The 19,858-nt window shown below is 72.0% G+C and carries 19 protein-coding genes; 8 read left to right on the top strand and 11 right to left on the bottom strand.

Translation table 11 applies throughout. The annotated features are described in order from the left end of the window. Positions 1–31 precede the first annotated feature (31 nt). The 3 genes from GGE06_RS02355 to GGE06_RS02345 form a co-directional block, all read right to left on the bottom strand. A complete protein-coding gene (locus GGE06_RS02355) occupies positions 32–1,333 on the bottom strand; it encodes a S8 family serine peptidase (RefSeq protein ID WP_147321096.1) in 1,302 nt (433 codons plus the stop codon). 142 nt (positions 1,334–1,475) lie between these two features. Next, complete coding sequence (locus tag GGE06_RS02350) at positions 1,476–1,691, bottom strand: hypothetical protein (protein ID WP_041129152.1); 216 nt, start codon at positions 1,689–1,691, stop codon at positions 1,476–1,478. After that, positions 1,688–1,909 carry a hypothetical protein gene (locus tag GGE06_RS02345; protein WP_184929910.1) on the bottom strand — a complete coding sequence of 74 codons (222 nt, stop codon included), beginning with the start codon at positions 1,907–1,909 and terminating at the stop codon, positions 1,688–1,690. The genes GGE06_RS02350 and GGE06_RS02345 overlap by 4 nt, the downstream gene beginning before the upstream one ends. 132 nt (positions 1,910–2,041) lie before the next feature. On the opposite strand from GGE06_RS02345, the gene GGE06_RS02340 reads away from it, so the two are divergent. Beyond that, the gene (locus tag GGE06_RS02340; RefSeq protein ID WP_184929909.1) at positions 2,042–2,875 is read left to right on the top strand and encodes a helix-turn-helix domain-containing protein; all 834 of its coding nucleotides are present in this window, start codon (positions 2,042–2,044) and stop codon (positions 2,873–2,875) included. Next, positions 2,857–3,051 (top strand): DUF397 domain-containing protein, encoded by a 195-nt coding sequence (locus GGE06_RS02335; protein WP_184929908.1) that lies wholly within the window; start codon positions 2,857–2,859, stop codon positions 3,049–3,051. The genes GGE06_RS02340 and GGE06_RS02335 overlap by 19 nt, the downstream gene beginning before the upstream one ends. Here GGE06_RS02335 and GGE06_RS02330 read toward each other — a convergent pair. Beyond that, complete coding sequence (locus GGE06_RS02330) at positions 3,041–3,469, bottom strand: hypothetical protein (protein ID WP_184929907.1); 429 nt, start codon at positions 3,467–3,469, stop codon at positions 3,041–3,043. The two genes, GGE06_RS02335 and GGE06_RS02330, sit on opposite strands and share 11 nt — an antisense overlap. A 99-nt stretch (positions 3,470–3,568) precedes the next feature. Between GGE06_RS02330 and GGE06_RS02325 the strand changes: the two genes are divergently transcribed. From GGE06_RS02325 to GGE06_RS02315, 3 genes are all read left to right on the top strand, one after another. After that, positions 3,569–4,480, top strand: coding sequence for a nuclease (locus GGE06_RS02325; RefSeq protein WP_184929906.1), 912 nt, complete (start codon positions 3,569–3,571; stop codon positions 4,478–4,480). 91 nt (positions 4,481–4,571) lie between these two features. Then, entirely contained in the window at positions 4,572–5,369 is a 798-nt protein-coding gene (locus GGE06_RS02320) for a hypothetical protein (RefSeq protein WP_184929905.1), read from the top strand. A gap of 137 nt (positions 5,370–5,506) precedes the next feature. Continuing rightward, positions 5,507–6,880: an FAD-dependent oxidoreductase gene (locus GGE06_RS02315; protein ID WP_184929904.1), complete on the top strand. Its 1,374-nt coding sequence runs from the start codon at positions 5,507–5,509 to the stop codon at positions 6,878–6,880. Positions 6,881–7,059: 179 nt separating this feature from the next. Here the strand turns inward: GGE06_RS02315 and GGE06_RS02310 are convergent, their stop codons facing one another. The 3 genes from GGE06_RS02310 to GGE06_RS02300 all read right to left on the bottom strand — a co-directional run bounded on the left by GGE06_RS02310 (position 7,060) and on the right by GGE06_RS02300 (position 10,996). Further along, entirely contained in the window at positions 7,060–7,716 is a 657-nt protein-coding gene (locus GGE06_RS02310) for a response regulator (protein ID WP_116161081.1), read from the bottom strand. After that, complete coding sequence (locus GGE06_RS02305) at positions 7,713–8,855, bottom strand: sensor histidine kinase (protein ID WP_184929903.1); 1,143 nt, start codon at positions 8,853–8,855, stop codon at positions 7,713–7,715. The genes GGE06_RS02310 and GGE06_RS02305 overlap by 4 nt, the downstream gene beginning before the upstream one ends. Before the next feature lie 89 nt (positions 8,856–8,944). Further along, the gene (locus GGE06_RS02300; RefSeq protein ID WP_184929902.1) at positions 8,945–10,996 is read right to left on the bottom strand and encodes an MMPL family transporter; all 2,052 of its coding nucleotides are present in this window, start codon (positions 10,994–10,996) and stop codon (positions 8,945–8,947) included. Between the two features lie 258 nt (positions 10,997–11,254). Here GGE06_RS02300 and GGE06_RS02295 point away from each other — a divergent pair, with 258 nt between their 5' ends. Then, on the top strand, positions 11,255–12,805 hold the full coding sequence (locus tag GGE06_RS02295; RefSeq protein WP_246532289.1) for an ATP-binding protein: 1,551 nt from the start codon (positions 11,255–11,257) through the stop codon (positions 12,803–12,805). On the opposite strand, the gene GGE06_RS02290 is transcribed toward GGE06_RS02295, so the two are convergent. The 3 genes from GGE06_RS02290 to leuA form a co-directional block, all read right to left on the bottom strand. Continuing rightward, positions 12,771–13,463 (bottom strand): TerB family tellurite resistance protein, encoded by a 693-nt coding sequence (locus GGE06_RS02290; RefSeq protein WP_116161079.1) that lies wholly within the window; start codon positions 13,461–13,463, stop codon positions 12,771–12,773. The two genes, GGE06_RS02295 and GGE06_RS02290, sit on opposite strands and share 35 nt — an antisense overlap. A gap of 132 nt (positions 13,464–13,595) precedes the next feature. Then, complete coding sequence (locus GGE06_RS02285; protein WP_184929901.1) at positions 13,596–14,918, bottom strand: choice-of-anchor A family protein; 1,323 nt, start codon at positions 14,916–14,918, stop codon at positions 13,596–13,598. A gap of 215 nt (positions 14,919–15,133) precedes the next feature. Then, the gene (leuA, locus tag GGE06_RS02280) at positions 15,134–16,906 is read right to left on the bottom strand and encodes a 2-isopropylmalate synthase (protein ID WP_116161077.1); all 1,773 of its coding nucleotides are present in this window, start codon (positions 16,904–16,906) and stop codon (positions 15,134–15,136) included. Between the two features lie 293 nt (positions 16,907–17,199). On the opposite strand from leuA, the gene GGE06_RS02275 reads away from it, so the two are divergent. Further along, positions 17,200–18,246 (top strand): M4 family metallopeptidase, encoded by a 1,047-nt coding sequence (locus tag GGE06_RS02275; RefSeq protein ID WP_184929900.1) that lies wholly within the window; start codon positions 17,200–17,202, stop codon positions 18,244–18,246. A gap of 21 nt (positions 18,247–18,267) precedes the next feature. Further along, positions 18,268–18,519, top strand: a complete 252-nt coding sequence (locus tag GGE06_RS02270; protein WP_116161075.1) for a protealysin inhibitor emfourin — start codon at positions 18,268–18,270, stop codon at positions 18,517–18,519. Here GGE06_RS02270 and GGE06_RS41980 read toward each other — a convergent pair. After that, on the bottom strand, positions 18,516–19,835 hold the full coding sequence (locus GGE06_RS41980; protein WP_312883003.1) for a TerD family protein: 1,320 nt from the start codon (positions 19,833–19,835) through the stop codon (positions 18,516–18,518). The two genes, GGE06_RS02270 and GGE06_RS41980, sit on opposite strands and share 4 nt — an antisense overlap. Between the last annotated feature and the right edge of the window lie 23 nt (positions 19,836–19,858).

The following is a 19,858-nucleotide window of genomic DNA, read 5'->3' as shown; positions in this document are numbered from 1 at the left end:
ACCCGGGGCTCCGTCGTGGGCGAGGGGTGGCTCAGTAGCCGCCGGCGTGGACGAGGTGTCCGTAGTAGCGCCCGGCGACGGGAGCGTTCGGGTCGCCCGCGAAGCCGTACGAGGCGGGCTGGGCCGCGGCGTCGGCGCGGAGCTTGGCCGCCACCTGGGCGGGGGTCATGCCGGCGCACGGCCCGGCGGCGACGCACAGCGCGGCCGTGCCGGTCACGTGCGGGGTGGCCATGGAGGTGCCGGAGAGGACGGTCGTGCCGCCGCCGTTGCGCGTGGACTGGATGCACACGCCCGGACCGGCGATGGTGTGGGCGACGTCCGCGGCGCCGACCGCGAAGCTGGAGAAGTCCGCCGCGGTGTCGTCGACGTCGCTCCGGCAGGTCGCGGCGGCGCCGCCGCCGGGCTGCCCGTTGAAGTCGGCCGCGGCGGTCACGGTGAGGACCTCGTCGTAGGCGGCGGGGGTGTGGCGGGCCAGGTCGTCGGTGCTGTTCCCGGCCGCGACCACCAGGGTGACGCCGGCCTGCTTCACCACGCGGCAGATCGCCTGGTGCTCGGCGTCGTTGTTGCTGAGTCCGCAGTTGCCGTCGTCGGCGCCGTCGCCGCCGAGGCTCATGTTCGCGACCTTGATGCCGAGCCGGGCGGCGTTCCGCGCCACCCAGTCGAGCCCGCAGACGACGTTGGAGAGGGATCCGCTGCCGTTCGCGCCGAGCACCTTCACCGCGTACAGCCGGGCGCCGGGCGCGACCCCGACGACGTCGTCGCCGTTGTCCCGGGCGGCGACCGTACCGGCCACATGGGTGCCGTGGCCGTTGTTGTCCCGGTAGGCGTTGGGCAGGAAGGGGTTCATGCAGTTGTACCCGCCGGCCACGTTGAGATCGCGGTGCCCGGTGTCGATCCCGGTGTCGATGATCGCCACCGCCGCGTTGACGGAACCGGCCCCGTTCCCGGCGACCGCACTGCTCACGTCGGCCTGGATCCGGTCCACCCCGGTCGGCAGCACCTGCTGGGTGGCGTACACGGGCCGGTCGGGCGCCACCGACAGCACGTTCGGGTCCTCCCGCAGCGCGGCCACCTGGGACTCCGGCACCACCGCCGAGTACCCGACCAGCGCACTGCTGTACCGGAAGCCCGCCCGCACCCCGTGGTCCCGCCCGTGCGCCCGCACGACCTCGTCGAGGCGGCCCCGTTCCGAGTCCTTCAGGACGATCACGTACCGCCCTTCCGGCTCGGCGGCCCGCGCCCCGGTAAGTCCCCCCGCCAGCAACGCTCCTGCCGCCGCGGACACCGCCGCCAGCCGGTACGCCGGTCTCGCGACCCGCCCTCGTCCCACCATGCCGAGCACCTCGTCTCCTTTCGTGGTCGACGAACACGAACTGGTTCGCGGCAACCACGTAACCGGCGCGGCGGGGCGCGTGCAGCGCGGGCGCGGCGGATGGACCAACGGGCCTCCGAAACGGCGTTTCACCCGAGCGGGCTCACGGAACCTCGCCCCGGCTCCGGGCGTTGACGTGCGCCGTGGCCGCGCTCAGCCGCTCCGCCGAGGTGGCCTCCCGGACGCCGTCGGGCTCCACGTCCCACTCCCGGCCGCCACCCAGCGGGCGGATCTGGACGTACGGGCCCTCTCGCCCCATGAGTGTCCCGACCCGTCCGGTGCGGATCTCGACGACGTACGACCCGATGGGCAGCGTCATGAGCGACCCTCCTCCCTCGGCAGTACGGCGGCGGCGAGGAGCCGGGCCGTTTCCACCGTGCAGCATCCCAATTCCACGAGCGGTCGCGGGGGCTCCGCGGCGAGCGTGACGACGTCGAGCCCGAGCGAGGGGAGCGTGATTCCCGCCCTCGCCAGGGCCTCGCGCAATTCCGCCACCGTCTCTTGTGCGGTCCCGATCGCACCCATGGTCGTCTTCATGTGTTCTTCCTTCACCAACGTATGCCTTTCTGAATCCATTTCCCGCTTCGCCTCTCCAGGGTGCGGGCAGATCCGTAGAATCGGCAGACGCGCAGGCCGTACAACTGCAGCGTAGGGTTGGGGAGTTAATCCATGGCCAGAAGCAAGCAGCAGGACGTGTGGGAGTTCTTCGGCGAGCTCCTGAAGGAACACCGCGAGGCGGCGGGCCTGTCGCAGGGCGAGCTGGGCAGACGGGTGTTCGTATCCGGGGCGTACATCGGTCTGTTCGAGCAGGGAATTCGAAAGCCGCAGCTGGATGTGGCGAAGCGAATCGACGAAGTCCTACAAACCGGCGGTATTTTCGAACGTACGTGGCGCAAGCTCATCAACAAGTCGCCGTACGCGTCGTATTTCCAGGCTGCCGCCGAGCTGGAGGACATGGCCACGAAGATCTGTGAGTTCGAGTCAACCGCGATCCCGGGCCTCCTCCAGACACCCGCCTACGCAAGGGCGGTCGTGCACGCGAGCAACCCGCTCGCCACCGACGATTACGTCGAAGAAACCGTCAAGGGCCGCCTGGACCGCTCCGCGATCCTCCGGGACGCCACCCGGCCCATGTACTGGGTGATCCTGCACGAAGCGGTCCTGCGCATCCCCGTGGGCGGCCCCGCAGTCATGGCCGAACAGCTGGACCACCTCGTGGTCCAGGCGCGTAACCGCGTGGCTCTGATCCAGGTACTGCCATTCGCCGCAGGCGCCTACCCCCAGATGGGCAAGCCGTTGAAGCTCATGGAGTTCGAGGATGCTCCCCCAACGGCCTATACAGAGGCGGTGTATTCGGGCAACCTGCTCGACGATCCGGCAGTGGTGAAGCGGGCACAGGCCACCTACGATCTGCTCAGGGCCGCCGCTCTGTCGCCGGAGGTGCCCCTGACCCTGATCGAGTCGGCGGCGGAGGACCACAGACGATGCACGCCTACGACCTGAGCAACGCCCGTTGGCGCAAGAGCTCCTACAGCGACGGCGACGGCGGCAACTGCGTCGAGGTCCTCGACAACGTCCCCGGCGTCGTTCCCGTCCGGGACAGCAAGGTCACCGACGGCCCCGTCCTGGTCGTGCCGGCGGCAGCCTGGGCGGCGTTCGTCGCCGGCGTCAAGGCGTGAGCGACGCCGCCTGACGCTTGCGCCACCACGTCAGCGCGGGCGCGAGCGCCGCGAGGACGAGGAGCGCGCCCGCGATGCCCATGTGCGCCGGCGTACGCCCCTGCGTCAGCACGTACGCCGCGCAGCCCGTCCCGCCGAGGGTGAGGCCGAGGGCGGGCGGCCAGCGGTCCGTGACCAGGCCGGTGGCGACGACGAGGTACGCGGGCATGGCGGCGAGGAAGAGGACCCAGCCGTTGAGCCGGTAGCCCTCGGCGGCAACGCAGCCACCGCGGGGGCCGGTTCGGCAGCCGCCCTCGACGAGGCCGAGGAGGCCCCAGGTCACGGCCGCGAGCACCACGGCGGTGAGTGGTGTCCACCACGGTCGCGACCAGTTCTTCTCGTCGAGCGTCCATCTGCTGTCGCTGCGGCCTCTGCCCATGGCCCCTCCCCGATGGCGCTCCGTCGCGTGCGGTCGCAGCATGGAAGGAGGAGAACCGGTTCCCTTCCATGCCGCACGCACATCGCCGTGGGAGTCACCATGCCCATGCTGCTGATCAAGGGATCCTTCCATCTCTCGGGCCATACGGCCCCCGACGGGGACACCGTCCCCTTCATCCCGGACTACGTGGGCGAGTGGAAGCTCGTCCGGGGCTGCGAGAAGCCGCAGCCGGAGCGCGACGGCCACGTCGACATCCGACTCGAAGGCATCGACGCGCTGGAGACCCACTACACGGGGAACTACGGGGACGAGAAGCGCCAGCCGGCCAAGTTCGGCGACGAGGCCACGAACGCGCTGCTGACTTTCCTCGGCTTCCGTGACATCCAGCGCACCCCCGACCCTCACCACCCGCACGACATGATCTCCGCGACCCCGGAATCGGTCCCGGGCTTCATCCTCACCAACGGCGCCGACGTCTTCGGCCGCTGCGTGGCGTTCGCCTGCGCGGGGGACCCGCCGGGGGCCAGCGGCTACGAGCTGGACGTGTCGGTGAAGCTCCTGAAGGAGAGGACGGCCAACTACCACCTGCTCAGCCTGGGTCTGGCGTATCCGACGTTCTACCAGGGGCTGCTTCCCCTGCTGCGCGACGCGCTGGCCGACGGCAAGGCGGAGGCGCAGGCGGGGATCGGCGTGGGCATCTGGAACACCACCGCCGACGCGTTCGGCGACGTGACCCTCACGGGGGCGAAGATCACCGGGATGCAGTCGATCACCGACGACGTGGTGATCCTCCCGAAGCTCTTCCGCCGCCTGAAGGAGTACTTCTCGCTCGGCAACACCACGCTCGACGCCTTCCCCGCCTACCTGGCAGGAGCCGCGGACAAGTTCCTCGACCTGACGCAGGCCAAGCCGAAGGAGCAGATCGGGCTTCACCGGATCGTCGAGATCACCGACACCAGCACCGTGAGGATGACGCTCCCTCCGGAGAAGATCCTCTTCAAGCCGAAGTGAGCCGAGGCCCAGGCAGTGGCGGGACGAGAAGAGCCCGATCCCCGGGCGGCGCCCCTCCCGGGAACCGGGCCCCGCCCCTACCATCCCGTCCATGTCGATCATCTCGTCCATACCCGTCCTCAAGGGCCACGGCGGCACCGATCTGACCGCCTCCCCCGAAGGGCTGCTCCTCCGGAGCCGTCACGATGAGCTCTCGATGCCCGGCGAGGCCATCGCCCGGGTGCGAGCCGAAGGGGGGTCCGTCGCCGTCGAGCTGCGGGTACCCGCCGGGGCCGCGCCGGCGGCCCACCGGATCGAGGGAGTGGACGCGTTCGCCGCCACCGCCTTCGCCGACGGCGTGAACTCCCTGCTGATCGCGCCGGACGAGGAGGTCGACGGCCGGTCCCTCGTCGTCCTGAGGACCTTCAAGACGCGCTGGGAACGGTCGGCCATGCGCCGGATGAAGTGGGAGGCGCTCGGCTGCCTCTTGGTGATCGTCGTGCTGTCCGTGATCGGCGGGACGTCAGGAGGCGCCGTCTACCCCGTCGGCATCGTCATGATCGGCGCGATCACGGGCGCGTGCCTCATGGGCGCCACGCTGGAACTGGGGGGATGGACCCACAGGCGGCGCATCCGCAGGCATGGCGTCAAGGAGTTCGCCCGGCCGGCCAACGTGCCGGGCATGTACCTCTACGCCGACGGGGCCGGGATGACCCGTACCGTGTCCCACTTCGGCGGCGCGCCCTACCTTGAGATCGCCTACGACCCGAAGGATCCGGCCGACGTCCACACCCTGAGGCCGGGGCTCCTGCAGCGTCTCTCCATCTGGGCGGCGTGGTTCCTCCTCCTCTGCGGCCTCGGCGGCGTGGCGGCACTGGTGGCCGTCGTGGCCGACGCCTTCGGATCTTAGTCATACTTTGGGAAGTCATAAGACCTCCTTATGAGGTCATAGACCGGGGGCGGGTACCACTCCGCGCAAAGCGTTATTTAGGGTGGCCTAAGTGTCGGCGGCCTCGCCGCCACGTCGCTTGCGAAGGGAAACCCGTCATGCCCCGCCCCCTCCGGGTCGCGATCGTCGGCGCCGGCCCCGCCGGAATCTACGCCGCCGATGCGCTGCTGAAGTCCGACGCCGCCGCCGAGCCGGGCGTGTCGATCGACCTCTTCGAGCGGATGCCCGCGCCCTTCGGCCTGATCCGCTACGGCGTCGCCCCCGACCACCCGCGCATCAAGGGCATCATCACCGCCCTCCACCAGGTCCTCGACAAGCCGCAGGTCCGCCTCTTCGGCAACGTCGACTACGGCACCGACGTCCACCTCGACGACCTGCGCGCCTTCTACGACGCGGTGATCTTCTCGACCGGTGCCATGGCCGACCGCGAGCTGAAGATCCCCGGCGTCGACCTCGACGGCTCGTACGGCGCCGCCGACTTCGCCTCCTGGTACGACGGCCACCCGGACGTCCCGCGCACCTGGCCCCTGAAGGCCGAGAAGGTCGCCGTCCTCGGCGTCGGCAACGTGGCGCTCGACATCGCCCGCATCCTCGCCAAGACCGCGGACGAGCTCCTCCCCACCGAGATCCCGGCGAACGTCTACGACGGCCTCAAGGCCAACAAGGCCCTGGAGGTCCACGTCTTCGGCCGCCGCGGCCCGGCGCAGGCGAAGTTCAGCCCCATGGAGCTGCGCGAGCTCGACCACTCGCCGAACATCGAGGTCATCGTCAACCCCGAGGACATCGACTACGACGAGGGCTCGATCGCCGAGCGCCGCAAGAACAAGCAGACCGACATGGTCGCCAAGACGCTGGAGAACTGGGCGATCCGCGACATCGGCGACCGCCCGCACAAGCTCTTCCTCCACTTCTTCGAGTCCCCCGTCGAGATCCTCGGCGAGGACGGTCAGGTCGTCGGCCTGCGCACCGAGCGCACGGAGCTCGACGGCACGGGCAACGTCAAGGGCACCGGCGCCACCACCGACTGGGACGTCCAGGCCGTCTACCGCGCGGTCGGCTACCTCTCCGACGAGCTGCCCAAGCTCCCCTGGGACGCCGTCTCCGGCACCGTCCCGGACGAGGGCGGCCGCGTCATCGAGGAGACCGGCGCGCACATGGCCTCCACCTACTGCACCGGCTGGATCCGGCGCGGCCCCGTCGGCCTCATCGGCCACACCAAGGGCGACGCCAACGAGACCGTCGCGAACCTCCTCGACGACTTCGCCAACGGTCGCCTCCTCACCCCGGAGGCCCCGGAGGCGGACGCCGTCGTGTCCTTCCTGGAGGGCAAGGGCATCACGTACACCACCTGGGAGGGCTGGTACGCGCTGGACGCGGCCGAGAAGGCGCTCGGTGCGGAGCAGGGGCGCGAGCGGGTGAAGATCGTGGAGCGCGAGGACATGCTCCGCGCGTCTGGTGTCGACCTGGGCTGAGGCCCGTCCCCCGGACCCGCACCGTTTGCGTGCGCCGTACCTGTGGTGCGGGTCCAGGCTCGGAAGCCTCTGGCGCCGGCAGGGGTGCCGTTCCGTGCGCCCCCCTCCCCCAAGCTCTCGGCTCCGCTCGAGCAGGGGGGACCCCCCTCGCCCCAGCGGAACGATTGCCCACACGGAACTCACCTCTCCGGGGACACCAGGCCCGACTCGTAGGCCACGATCACCAGTTGGGCTCGGTCTCGGGCCTCCAGCTTGCCCATGATGCGGCTGACGTGGGTTTTGGCCGTGAGGGGGGAGAGGCCCAGGGCTTCCGCTATCTCCGTGTTGTTGAGGCCTCGGGCCACCAGGGTCAGGACCTGGCGTTCGCGGTCCGAGAGGCCTTCCGGGCCTCCTGCCACCGGGGTTCGCGGGGTCGCGAGGACCCTGGCTATCAGGCGGGACGTCGGGCCCGGGGAGAGCAGGGACTCCCCCGCCGCCACCGTGCGGATCGCGGCGAGCAGTTCGGCCGGCCGGATGTCCTTGACCACGAAGCCCGACGCACCCGCCCGCAGCGCCTCCACCACGTGCTCGTCCGTGTCGTACGTGGTGAGGACGAGGACCTTCACCCCGGCCAGGTCCTCGTCGGCGGCTATCAGGCGCGTCGCCCCGATCCCGTCCAGTTCGGGCATCCGGACGTCCATGACGACCAGGTCCGCCCGGGCCGAACGGGCCAGCTCCACCGCCTCCTTGCCGTTGGCCGCCTGGCCCACGACCTCCATGTCCGGCGCCGAGTCGACGAGCATCGCGAACGACGCCCGGACGAGCGTCTGGTCGTCCGCCAGCAGGACCCTGATCACGCCGTCACCTCCCTCCCCGCGAGCGGCAGCGCCGCCGCGACCTCGAAACCCCCGCCGTCGCGCGGGCCGGCGGTCAGTGTGCCGCCCACGCTCCTGGCTCTCTCCCGCATCCCGAGGATCCCGTACCCCGAGCCGCCCGTACCGCCCGGGGCGGTGCCGTCGTCGACGACCCGTACCGTCAGCACCTCCTGCGCGAGCCCGACATCGACCCGTACCGCCGCGTCCGGACCCCCGTGCCGGACGGCGTTGGTCAGCGACTCCTGCACGATCCGGTACGCGGCCGCGCCGACCGCCGCCGGGACCTTCGCCTCGCCGGTCCGCACGGTCAGGTCCGCGCCCGAGGACCGTACGAGATCGGGCAGCGAGGCCAGATCCGGCAGCGGGCCCTCCGGGTCGGCGCGCAGCACGTCCAGGGTCGTGCGGACCTCCGCGCGGGCGTCCCGGCAGGTCTCGGATATCCCGTCGAGCGCCTGGACGAGCGCGTCCCGGTCGAGCCGGTCCGGGTCGGCGACCAGGAGGTGCGCGGCGACCGAGGTCTGCACGCCGATCAGGGTGATCGAGTGCGCGAGGAGGTCGTGCAGGTCCCTGGCTATCCGCAGCCGCTCCTCGGCGACCTTCCGCTCCGCCTCGCGCTCCGACCGCTCCACCACGCTCGCCACGAGCTGCCGGTAGAGCCGGATGCTCGCGCCGAAGACGAGAACGGCGATCACCCAGCCGGAGTTCCTGAGCAGGTCCACCAGCCGGTGCGGGTTGACGCAGAGCTGCATGGTGAGCGTGACGCACGTGACCGCGAGGCCCACCATCACCGTGCGCTTCACGCGGCCGGTGGACGCGACCGTGTAGAGCGCGGTCAGCGAGGCCGGTATCGGCGCCAGGTGCATGAAGTCCATCGCGTGGTACGGCACGACACAGGCCACCACGGCGACCAGCACCGGCATCGGCGCCTTCCGCCGCCAGGCCAGCGGGACGTGCGCGGCGAGCAGCAGCACCCAGCCGACGGCGTCCGGCCGCCGGCCGTCGTCGACGGCCAGCGCGAGGGCGACCGCGACCACCGCGAAGGCGGCGGCGACGGTGGCGTCGCGCCGTACCGGGTACGGCGCCGCCTTCGGGTCACGGGTCAATGCCGCTGCGAAATCCATGGTGTTCATCCTCTGCGAAGTCCATGGCGTTCATCCTCCCTGCGGGCAGGGGCTCCTGACAGTCCGGGAAGCCCCCCACCCGCCCCCGGTCAGACCCGTACGGGCTCCGGCTCCGACCCTGAGCCCGGTGTTGACGCGGGCTTCGCGGCCAGCGGACCCGGCCACCACACCTTCCGCCCGAGCAGGACGCTCGCGCTGGTGACGAGGTAGGTGCGGACCAGGAAGGTGTCGAGCAGGACGCCGACCGCGATCACGAAGCCGAGCTCCGCCAGCGGCACCATCGGCATGTTGACGAGGACCGCGAACGTGGCGGCCAGGACGAGCCCCGCCGAGGCGATCACGCCGCCGGTCGTGCGCAGGGCGGTCAGGGCCGCGGCGGCCGGATCGCTGCCGTTCAGGCACTCCTCGCGCATCCGGTGCATGAGGAAGATGCCGTAGTCGACGCCGAGGGCGACGAGGAAGACGAAGGAGAGCAGGGGCAGGCCCGGGTCGCTGCCCGCGTAGCCGAAGAGAGGTTCGAAGACGAGGGCGCCGATGCCGAGGGCCGCACCCCAGACGGCGACGACCGCGGCGATCAGGATCAGCGGCGCGACGAGGCTGCGCAGCAGCGCTACCAGCACGATCGTCACGACGAGGAGGACGAGCGGGACGACGATCCTCCGGTCGCGGGCCTCGGTGTCGGTCATGTCGAGCTGTTCGGCGCTGGACCCGCCGACGTACACCCCTTCGCCGAGCGCGGAGCGCAGCTCCCGGATGGTCGCGGTCTCGCCGGCGGACTGCGGCGGGTGCGCGGCGACGACGGAGATCTCCGTCCAGCCGCCGCCGCTGCGGCCGCGCTCGGCCCGCACGACTCCCCCGGTCGCCCGCGCGGTGTCCAGCGCGCGCGTGGCGGCGGCGGTCGGCGCCACGACGGTGAGGGGCTGGGTGCTCATCTCCGGGTACGCGGCGGCCAGCGTCTTCATCGCGGCGACCGCTTCCGGGGTGGAGCTGAAGGAGTCCTCCTGCTTGACGTCTCCGGGCATGTTCAGCGCGCCGAGGGCGAGGGCGGCCAGGGCGGCGGTGCCCGTGACGAGGACGGCGAGCGGGCGCCGGCCGGCCGAGGAGCCCATCGCGGCGAAGAGCGAACGGCGCGCGGCCTTCGGCTCGCTGCCGTACGCCGGGATCAGCGGCCAGAACACCCGTCGGCCGAGGACGACGAGCAGGGCGGGCAGCAGCGTCGTCATCGCGACGAGCGCGCACAGGACGCCGACGGCGGCCGTGGGCCCCATGCCCCGGCTGCTGTTCATGTCGGCGGCGAGCAGGCAGAACATGCCGAGGGCGACGGTCCCGGAGGAGGCGAGGACGGCGGGCCCGCAGCCGCGCAGGGCGGCGGCCATCGCGTCGTACGGACGGGGGGTCCGGCGCAGTTCCTCGCGGTAGCGGGAGACGAGGAGCAGGGCGTAGTCGGTGCCCGCGCCGAAGACGAGGATCGTCATGACGCTCGTGCTCTGGCCGGAGACGCTGATGTCGAAGCCCTGGTGGAGGGCGTAGGCGACGGCCGTCGAGAGGAAGTCGGCGACGCCGGCGACGACCAGCGGCACGAGCCAGAGGACCGGGCTGCGGTAGATGACGATCAGGAGGATCGCGACGACGGCCACGGTCGTGTAGAGCAGCGGGCCGTCGAGGGAGCCGTAGACCTCGCTCGCGTCGGTGGCGAGGGCGCCGGGGCCGCCGACCTCGCCGCTCACGGTCTCGCGGACGTCGTGGACGAAGGCGTCCCTGGCCGTCTCGTCCGCACCGGGCTCGGTGCTCGACACGGCGTACAGGAGGGTGCTGCCGTCCTCGGAGGGCACGGGCCGCGGGGTCGAGAGGAGCGGGTGCGCGGCGGTGACCTCCCGCACCTCCCGGGCGGCGGTGGCCTTGTCGGCGGCGGTCAGTCCGCCCTCGCGGTGGTAGACGAGCACGAGGTCGGTGGAGTCCCCGCCGGGCAGCTGCTCGGTGATCTTCGCGACCTGCGTCGAGTCGGCGCTCGCCGGCAGGTAGTCGACGGCGCGGTTGCGCTGGACGTCGCCGAGCTTTCCGGCGAGGGGTGCGGCGAGGGCGATCACGATCACCCACAGGGCCAGCACCCCCCAGCCGACGATCCTCTGACGGCCCTCCATCACGGGCCTCCCTCCATCGGTCCTCTTGGGTTCGCTCCCAGACTCCCGTCGCCCGAGGGCGAATTCGTCGCGCTGACGAGGGAGGTGGGGGGTACTCCCGGGGGCGGTGAGCGGGGGTGATTACTCCCTGGGGAGTACGGGAGCGGGTACGCGCGCGCGTGCGGGAGCGGATACGGCGGCGCCTCCCACGCTCGGCTTCCGACGGGCCCGGGGTCGCGCGCGCTCATAACCTGGAAGGACCCGGAGGAGGTGAGGGCCGTGTCCGCACCCGCGATCGACCGGCTCGGGCAGGCCCGGGACGCGGCGGCCCGGGAGGCCTGGTCCGAGGCGTACGAGCTGCTGCGCGCCCATGACGCGCACCCCTCGCGGGCGCTGACCGCCGACGACCTGATGACGCTCGCCGACGCGGCCTGGTGGTCGGGCCACGTGGACGAGTCCGTGGCCTCGCGGCTGCGGGCCCACGCGGCGTACGTGGCGGGTGGCGACCACCGGGGTGCGGGGCTCGCCTCCTGGTGGCTGCACCACGAGTACAAGGGTCTCGGCCGGCCCGCGGCGGCCGCCGGATGGCTGCATCGGGCGCACCACCACCTGGACGACCTGCCGCCCTGCCCGGAGCAGTGCTTCGTCGCCTGGACGGACGCCGAGGAGGCCACCGCGCGCGGTGACCGCGCGTCCGCCCTCGCGGCGATCCGCCGCATGACCGGGCCGGCCGTCCGCTCCGGCGGCCCGGACCTCCTCGCGCTCAGCCGCCAGGCCGAGGCCTCGGTCCTGCTGGCCCAGGGCCGCCGTGCCGAGGGGTTCGCGCAGCTCGACGAGGCGATGCGCGCGGTGACGGCGGGCGAGCTGAGCGGCATGTTCACCGGCCTGCTGTACTGCCTGGCCATCGACCTGTGCATGCGGTCCGCGGACCTCGCCCGCGCGGTGGAGTGGACGAACGCGGCGATGGAATGGTGCTCCCCGCCCTGGACGGGCCGCCGGCCCGCCGAGCCGCCGCCGCTGGGCGTCACGCCCTCAGGAGAGAACCCCTTCCGGGGCGTCTGCCGGGCGCACCGGGTCGCGGTCCTCGACCTCCTCGGGGCGTGGGCGCTCGCGGAGGCGGAGGCACGGCAGGCGTGCCGGGAGGTGTCGGTGGACTGCCTGGGGGCGGCGGCCGCCGCGTACTACACGGCCGGGGACGTCCAGCGGCGCCAGGGCCGTCTGGAGGAGGCCGCCGTCTCGTACGCGCACGCGCACGAGCTGGGCCGGATCCCGCAGCCGGGGCTCGCGCTGCTGCGCCTGGCGCAGGGGCGGGTCGAGGCGGCGGTGGCGGGCGTCGGTCTGGCGCTCGCCTGCGACTCCGGCCACGACCTCCTCGGCCGGGCCCGGCTGCTCGCCGCCCGCACCGAGGTGGCCCTCGCGGTCGGTGACGTGCCGGGGGCGGCGGGCGCGGCGGCGGAGCTGGAGGTACTGGCCGGGGACGTACCGCTGCTGCGGGCGATGGCGGACACGGCGCGGGGCGCGGTGGCCCTGGCCGAGTCCCGCCCGGAGCCCGCACGACGTCTGCTGCGCCGGGCGCTCGGGGGGTGGCTGGGGCTGGGGGTGCCGTACGAGGCGGCGCGGGTACGGGTGCGGCTCGCGGCGACGGGGGCCCGCGGGGAGCTGTCCGCGGCGCGGGCGGTGTTCGAGCGGCTTGGGGCGGTGCCCACCCCCGTTGTGGGAAATCGTTCCGCTGGGGCGAGGGAGGACCCCCCTCGCCCTGCGGGACGATTGCCCGCACGGCAGCGGGGGCGGCGCCCTACGCCAGCGTCCGCGCCGAGGCCAGGAGTCTGACCGTGTCCTCCGGAGCCAGGGACAGGGCGTTGCCGACCGTGCCCAGGACCTCCGTCTCGGACGGGGTGTACGCGCCGTCCGCGAGGGCGATCCGGGCGGCCTGGAGGAGGATCGACTCCCGCCCGGCGGGCGACAGGTGCGGGGTGAGCGGCTCCAGGGCCTCGTGGAGTTCGATCGAGAGGAGCGTCCCCTCGGGGTTCACCTCGGGCATGAAGCGTCCGGTGTCGGCCTCCAGTGCCTCGACGAGGTCGACGAGCTGGACGGCCGTGCACTCGGCGAAGCCGGCGGACCGGACCGCGGTGACGGCCCGGTCCAGGACCTCGCGGGAGCCGGTGCCGCCGGCGGCGAGGACGGCCAGGGCGACGGTGTGCACGGCGTCGCGCAGCATCGCGGAGAAGCGGCTCGTCGTCGGGTGGTCGAGCACCTCCGTACCGAAGTGCGTGTGACAGGCCGCGCACTCGACGACGGGGCCGGTACAGCCCCGGGGCAGGACGGGGACGCCCAGGACGGCGAACCTGCGGCGGCCGGTGCGGCGCCGGTAGTTCCGGTCGCCCCCGCACTCCTCGCAGAAGAACTCGCCGTCTCCGACGGTGTTCCAGGAGGTGCGGATTCCGCAGATGCCCACTTTCCCACCACGTGAATTCCGGGCAGACCGCACACGCACCTCCTCAACGGCCCGGCTGCACTGCCGGCGTTGGCGTGATGTTAGCCACATCCTCGATGTGGCGTCAGCACCCCGTCAGGACTTCGCCCCGGAGATGGCCGAGACACGTCACCGTGCCGGAAGGCCTCAGGAAGCGCGGCGGCGGCGCTTCGCGAAGGCCAGGAAGCCTCCGCCGACGGCGACGGCCGCCACGGCGGCGCCGATCGCTCCGGGGCCGATGGCCGAACCGGTCGTCGCGAGATCACCCTCCGGGGTGGCGGAGGGCGCCGGGGTCGCCGTCCCGCCGGGGGTGGTCTCGCCCGGGGCGGACGGGGACGCCGAGGTGGAAGGGGCCGAAGGGGTCTCCGGGGCGCCGGGCGTCGCGCCGCCCTGGCTCGGGGTGGGCTCGGGGGTGGCCGGCGCGGTGGGGACGGGGGTGTCGGTCGGCTCGGGCGTCCCGGGGGTGACGACCGGGCCGGGCGTCGTCCCTCCGGGGAGGCAGCCGGTGAAGTTCATCTGGTGGGTCTCGGCACCGGGGACGGTCGTCAGCGATTCGGCGATCACGGAGCCGTTGACGTGGCCGGGACCTATGCCCTTGCCGCCCATCTCGACCTTGGCGTTGGGGGCGAGGATCGTGCCCGGCCAAGAGGTGTAGTTCTTCTTCACGCTCTCGGCCTGCGGGAAGTTCCACAGCAGCCGGGAGCGGATCTGGCGGTACTCGTCGCGCGGGACGGCGTAGTCGTCGATGACGGGGGCACCGCCGTCGAGGTTCTTGTAGTAGACGCCGTACGTGGCCGAGGTGCTCATGTCGTACGAGGTGCCGAGCACGTTCACGAGGGTCGAGGAGCCGGCCGGGACGTCCAGGGTGATCGCCCGGACCTTCTCCAGGTCGGCGGCGTTCACGGCGAAGACGTTGAGCTTCCTGTCGGCGCCGGTGAGGAAGAGGCCGTCGCCTGCGGCGGCGACCGTGCCGTTGGGCTGCGTCGCGGCCCAGCCGGTGGACAGGGTCCGCAGCCGCGCGAACTCCTTCGCGAAGTCGACCGGGGACGCGCCTTCCGCGACCTTGTTCCCGTCGACGCCGAAGCCCTGACCGGGCGTGGAGCGGTCGACGACCTTGCCCGCGACGCCGGTGCCGTTGTCGAGGACGACCTGGTTCGCGTACAGCGTGCCGCCGACGACGAGGCTGTGGCCGCCGGGCAGCTTCGCGAGGTCGGCACCGGTGAGCTTGTGGCCGATGGAGAAGCCGGAGGGCTGCTTCGGGTCGCCGAACGTCGCGTCGCCGCCGACCGCGACCGCGCCTTCGGAGTCCGAGTGGCGGACGGAGTCCTTCTCGACGAACTCGGCGTACAGGCCGGCCGTGCCGAGCGGCTGCGACGCGCACTCCGTGGTGGTGGCGGAGGCGGTGGGGGCCCAGCCGAGGGCGGCACCGGTCACCGCGAGAACGGCGGCCACGGCGGCGGACGTGCGCATGCGAGCTCCAGGTCGGGAGTGCGGGGAGGGAGTGTCCGAGTGGACGAGCCGACCTTCCGCCAGACGCTGATGTGGCGTCAACTCACCTCATATGCCGCCGATTCCGGCATGCCTGAGCAATCTTCCTTAAGCGAACCTGAAACCGTGACGCAGGTCACGAAGACGAGCCGCCCCGCACCCCTTCGCGGGGTGCGGGGCGGCTCGGGGACCGGGGGTCAGCGCGCGGAGCGGTTGACCGCCGAGATGACCGCCTTCAGGGAGGCGCGGGTCGTGTTGGCGTCGATGCCGATGCCCCACAGGACCTTGCCGTCGATGGCGCACTCGATGTACGAGGCGGCCTGCGCGGAGGCGCCCTCGCTCATGGTGTGCTCCTGGTAGTCCAGCAGGCGGGCGTCGACGCCGATGGCCTGCAGCGCGGCGAAGAACGCGGAGATCGGACCGTTGCCGGAGCCCGTCAGGACGGTGTCGACGCCGTCGACGACCGCCTCGACGGTCAGCGTGTCCGTGCCGTCGGTGTCGGAGGTCGACTGGCCGGAGCGCAGCTGGATGCGCCCCCAACGAGCCGCAGAGTTGTCCGGGTTGGGCAGGTACTCGTCCTGGAAGACGGCCCAGATCGCGGCCGGCGTGACCTCGCCGCCCTCGGTGTCGGTCTTCTGCTGGATGATCTTCGAGAACTCGATCTGCATCCGGCGCGGCAGGTCCAGCTTGTGGTCGTTCTTCAGGACGTACGCGATGCCGCCCTTGCCGGACTGCGAGTTGACCCGGATGACGGCCTCGTAGGAGCGGCCGACGTCCTTCGGGTCGATCGGCAGGTACGGGACGGCCCATTCGATCTCGTCGACGGTCTTGCCCTGGGCGGCCGCGTCGGCCTCCATGGCGTCGAAGCCCTTCTTGATGGCGTCCTGGTGGGAGCCGGAGAAGGCGGTGTAGACCAGGTCGCCCGCGTAGGGGTGGCGCGGGTGGACCTCCATCTGGTTGCAGTACTCGGAGGTACGGCGGATCTCGTCGATCTGGGAGAAGTCGATCTGCGGGTCGACGCCCTGCGAGAACAGGTTCATGCCCAGCGTCACCAGGTCGACGTTGCCGGTCCGCTCGCCCTGGCCGAACAGGCAGCCCTCGATGCGGTCGGCGCCGGCCATGATCGCCAGCTCGGCGGCCGCCACGGCGGTGCCGCGGTCGTTGTGCGGGTGGACGGAGACGCAGATGTGCTCGCGGCGGGTCAGGTTCCGGGACATCCACTCGAACCGGTCCGCGTGCGTGGACGGCGTCGAACGCTCCACGGTGGCGGGCAGGTTGAGGATGATCTCGCGGCCCGGGCCCGGCTGCCAGACGTCACAGACGGCCTCGCAGACCTCCAGGGCGAAGTCCAGCTCGGTGTCGGTGAAGATCTCGGGGCTGTACTGGTAGCCGAAGGTGGTCTCCGGGCCCAGCAGCTTCTCCGCGTACTCCATCACCAGGCGCGTGCCGTCCACGGCGATCTGCTTGATCTGCTCCTTCGAGCCGCGGAAGACGACCCGGCGGAAGGTGGGCGCGGTGGCGTTGTACAGGTGGACGGTGGCGCGCTTGGCGCCCTTCAGGGACTCCACGGTCCGCTCGATCAGGTCCTCGCGGGCCTGGGTCAGGACGGAGATGGTGACGTCGTCCGGGATCGCGCCCTCTTCGATGATGGAGCGCACGAACGCGAAGTCGGTCTCGCCGGAGGACGGGAAGCCGACCTCGATCTCCTTGTAGCCCATGCGTACGAGCAGGTCGAACATCTCGCGCTTGCGGGCCGGGGACATCGGGTCGATCAGGGCCTGGTTGCCGTCGCGCAGGTCGGTGGACAGCCAGCGGGGCGCCTTGGTGATGCGCTTCTCGGGCCAGGTCCGGTCGGGGATGACCACGGCCTCGTACTGGCCGTACTTGTGGATCGGCATCCCGGACGGCTGCTGCGTGTGGGTCGCGTTGGTGACGGGCGTCGGGCGGCTGACGAAAGGCGACTGAGACATTGCGTAGGGCTCCTCGGGTCCAGCAAGAAGGACGGCCGACTGTCGAACGCAACACCAGGTCCCGCGGGGAGGGGGTCGGCCTACGACTACAGGCCCTCGCCGCGGCAGCTAAGGAGAAGCAGCCCGAAACGCATGATGTGCGTCACCATAGCCCAGGTCCGTGGAAGGCGGACGTCCTGTTTCAGTATGCGGGACGGCCACCACGTCAAGGTCGAAAGGTGACCCATCACTCCATTTCGCCAATCCTCGTCCCAACCCGTGACAGTGACATCACGCAGTGCCACATTCGAGAGATGAATCAGCACTCGTCTGCCTTCTGCACGATCGTCCCGCCGCACATCCTGGAGCGGCTCTCCGCGTCCGACGACCCGGCGGTCGCCGAGGCCGCCCGACGCACCCTCCTGGTGGACACGGCGCAGCGCGCGGCACGTACGCAGGGGCCCGCCGCCCCCGCGGACGCCGAGCCCTCCGACACGCCGAAGCGCACCATCTACGACGCCGGGCACGGCACCGACCTGCCGGGCGTCGTCGTGCGCGAGGAGGGGGACGCGGCGGTGAAGGACGCCACCGTCAACCGCGCCCACGCCGGGCTCGGCGCGACCTTCGACCTCTTCGCGAAGGCCTACGGCCACCGCTCGATCGACGGCGCCGGCATGCCGCTCCTCGCGAGCGTCCACTTCGACGAGAAGTACGACAACGCGTTCTGGAACGGCGAGCAGATGGTGTTCGGCGACGGCGACGGCGAGCTGTTCCTCGACTTCACGATCCCCGTCGACGTCATCGGCCACGAGCTCGCGCACGGCTTCACCCAGCACTCCGCGAACCTCGCCTACTTCGGCCAGTCCGGGGCGCTCAACGAGTCGGTGTCCGACGTCTTCGGCTCGCTCGTGAAGCAGTACGCGCTGGGCCAGTCGGCCGCTCAGGCCGACTGGCTGATCGGCGCCGGGCTCCTCGGTCCCGCCATCGACAACGGGGTCGCGCTGCGCTCCATGAAGGAGCCCGGCACGGCCTACGACGACGACGTCCTCGGCAAGGACCCGCAGCCGGCGACCATGGCCGACTACGTGCGCACCGGCTCCGACAACGGCGGTGTGCACATCAACTCCGGCATCCCCAACCACGCCTTCTACCTGCTGGCCACCGAGCTCGGCGGGAACGCCTGGGAGCGGGCGGGACAGATCTGGTACGACGTGATGACCGGCGGCACGCTGACCGAGGAGGCCCGCTTCTCCGAGTTCGCGCGGGCCACCGTCGCGGCGGCGAAGGCGCGCTACGGCGACGGGGAGGAGATCCAGGCCGTCCTGAAGGCGTGGACGGCGGTGGGGGTGCCCGTCGAGTGACCGGCTGGTAGACAGGGGCCCATGCGGATTCGAGTGCGGCGCACGGGTGGTTTCGCGGGCATCGAGCGGTCGGCGGAGGTGGTGGTCTCGGACCCCGAGTGGGAGTCCCTGGCCGCCACCGTCCTCGCGGAGGGCGACGGCGAGGTCAAGGGCGTGCCCGACGGCTTCTCGTACGAGATCACCGTCGACGACCGCACGGTCCGGTGCCGCGACCCCCGGCTCACGGACGCCCAGAGGACCCTCGTGACGAGGGTCCTCAAGGAAGGCGCCTAACGGGCGTCGCGGCGCCAGAACCTGCTCTGGCGGGGCGGGCGGACCTCCAGGGACCAGTCGCCGTCGGCACTCTCGACCTGCACGAGCAGGGGCCCCTCGGGCAGCGGGCAGCCGTCCCGGGGGAGCCTGCTCGCCACATTGGCGAGCAGGTGATCGCTGCCGTCCGGCTCGTGGCCCTGGACGAGGAAGTACGCGTGGTCGAACCCCGTGCGAAGCCGGGAGGAGAGGTGACCGGCCGGACCCGTGTACAGCAGCACGTCGCCGCCTCTTCCCCGGGCGCGGCGGCCGAGTTCCTCCACGGTGCCGACCGGCCGGACGGCGAGCGTCCACGCGCCGGCGCCGGCGCTCACGCGCAGGCGCAGCGGGCTTTTGCCGTCGTACCGCAGCAGCCCGCGGCCCTCGTAGTCCTCCAGGAGCGTGTTCGCCAGCAGACCGTTGGCCTCGCCCTTCTCGTCGAGGCTCTCCACACAGAAGTAGCCCTCGCCGGCCCGGGTGGAGTCGACCACGACGTAACCGGCCGGGATCGGCACGTCGACCGTGAGGGTCGTCCTGCCCTTGCCGCTGCGGACGAACTCCGGGAAGTCCCCTCCGAAGAGCTCGGCGTCCGACTGCGGGCCGACGCGCACGGGCCTCTGGACGGGGACCCGGGCCTGGGCCTGGGCCCGGACGGCGGCCTCGGCCTCCCGGACCTTGGCCAGGAGCTCCTCGGGGATGGCCTCCGGCACCGCGCCGGAGGAAGGGGGCTCGTCGGCGGGGGCGGGCTCACCGGCGCCGGGCTCCGGGTCCCGGCCCTCGATGCCGAAGTCCTCGGCGAGGCCGACGAGCCCGGAGTCGTACCCCTGGCCCACGGCCCGGAACTTCCACGCCCCGTCGCGCCGGTAGAACTCGCCGAGCACGAACGCCGTCTCGGTGCTCGCGTCGTCGACCTCGTACAGCGCCAGCTGCTCGCCGGTGGCGGCGCTGGTCGTCCGTATGTGGAGCCCCGGCACCTGGCCGAACGTCCCGTCGTCGCTGGACGCGGTGATCACGATGCGCTGGACGGCGGGCTCCACGCGCGTGGTGTCGATCTCCAGCCAGTCGGCGACCCGCGGCTCCTCGTCCCGCACCTGCCCGAGCAGGCGCACCGCGCCGGACGCGTGCGCCGGCTGGTTGTAGAAGACGAGGTCGCCGTCGCCCCGGACCCGGCCCGAGGCGTCGAGCAGCAGCGCCGAGGCGTCGACCTCCGGCACCCCGTCACCGGCGGCCCGCCGGACGACCGCGATCCGCCACACCTGCCCGGGGACCGGCAGGTTTCCCCCCTTGACGATCTCTGTCACGGCGCCATGCTGACACGCGCGCC

It is taken from the genome of Streptomyces nymphaeiformis (genome assembly GCF_014203895.1).
Classification (GTDB): domain Bacteria; phylum Actinomycetota; class Actinomycetes; order Streptomycetales; family Streptomycetaceae; genus Streptomyces; species Streptomyces nymphaeiformis.
The sequence above is the reverse complement of the archived record's forward strand: the minus strand, read 5'-3'. Positions and strand labels throughout refer to the sequence as shown.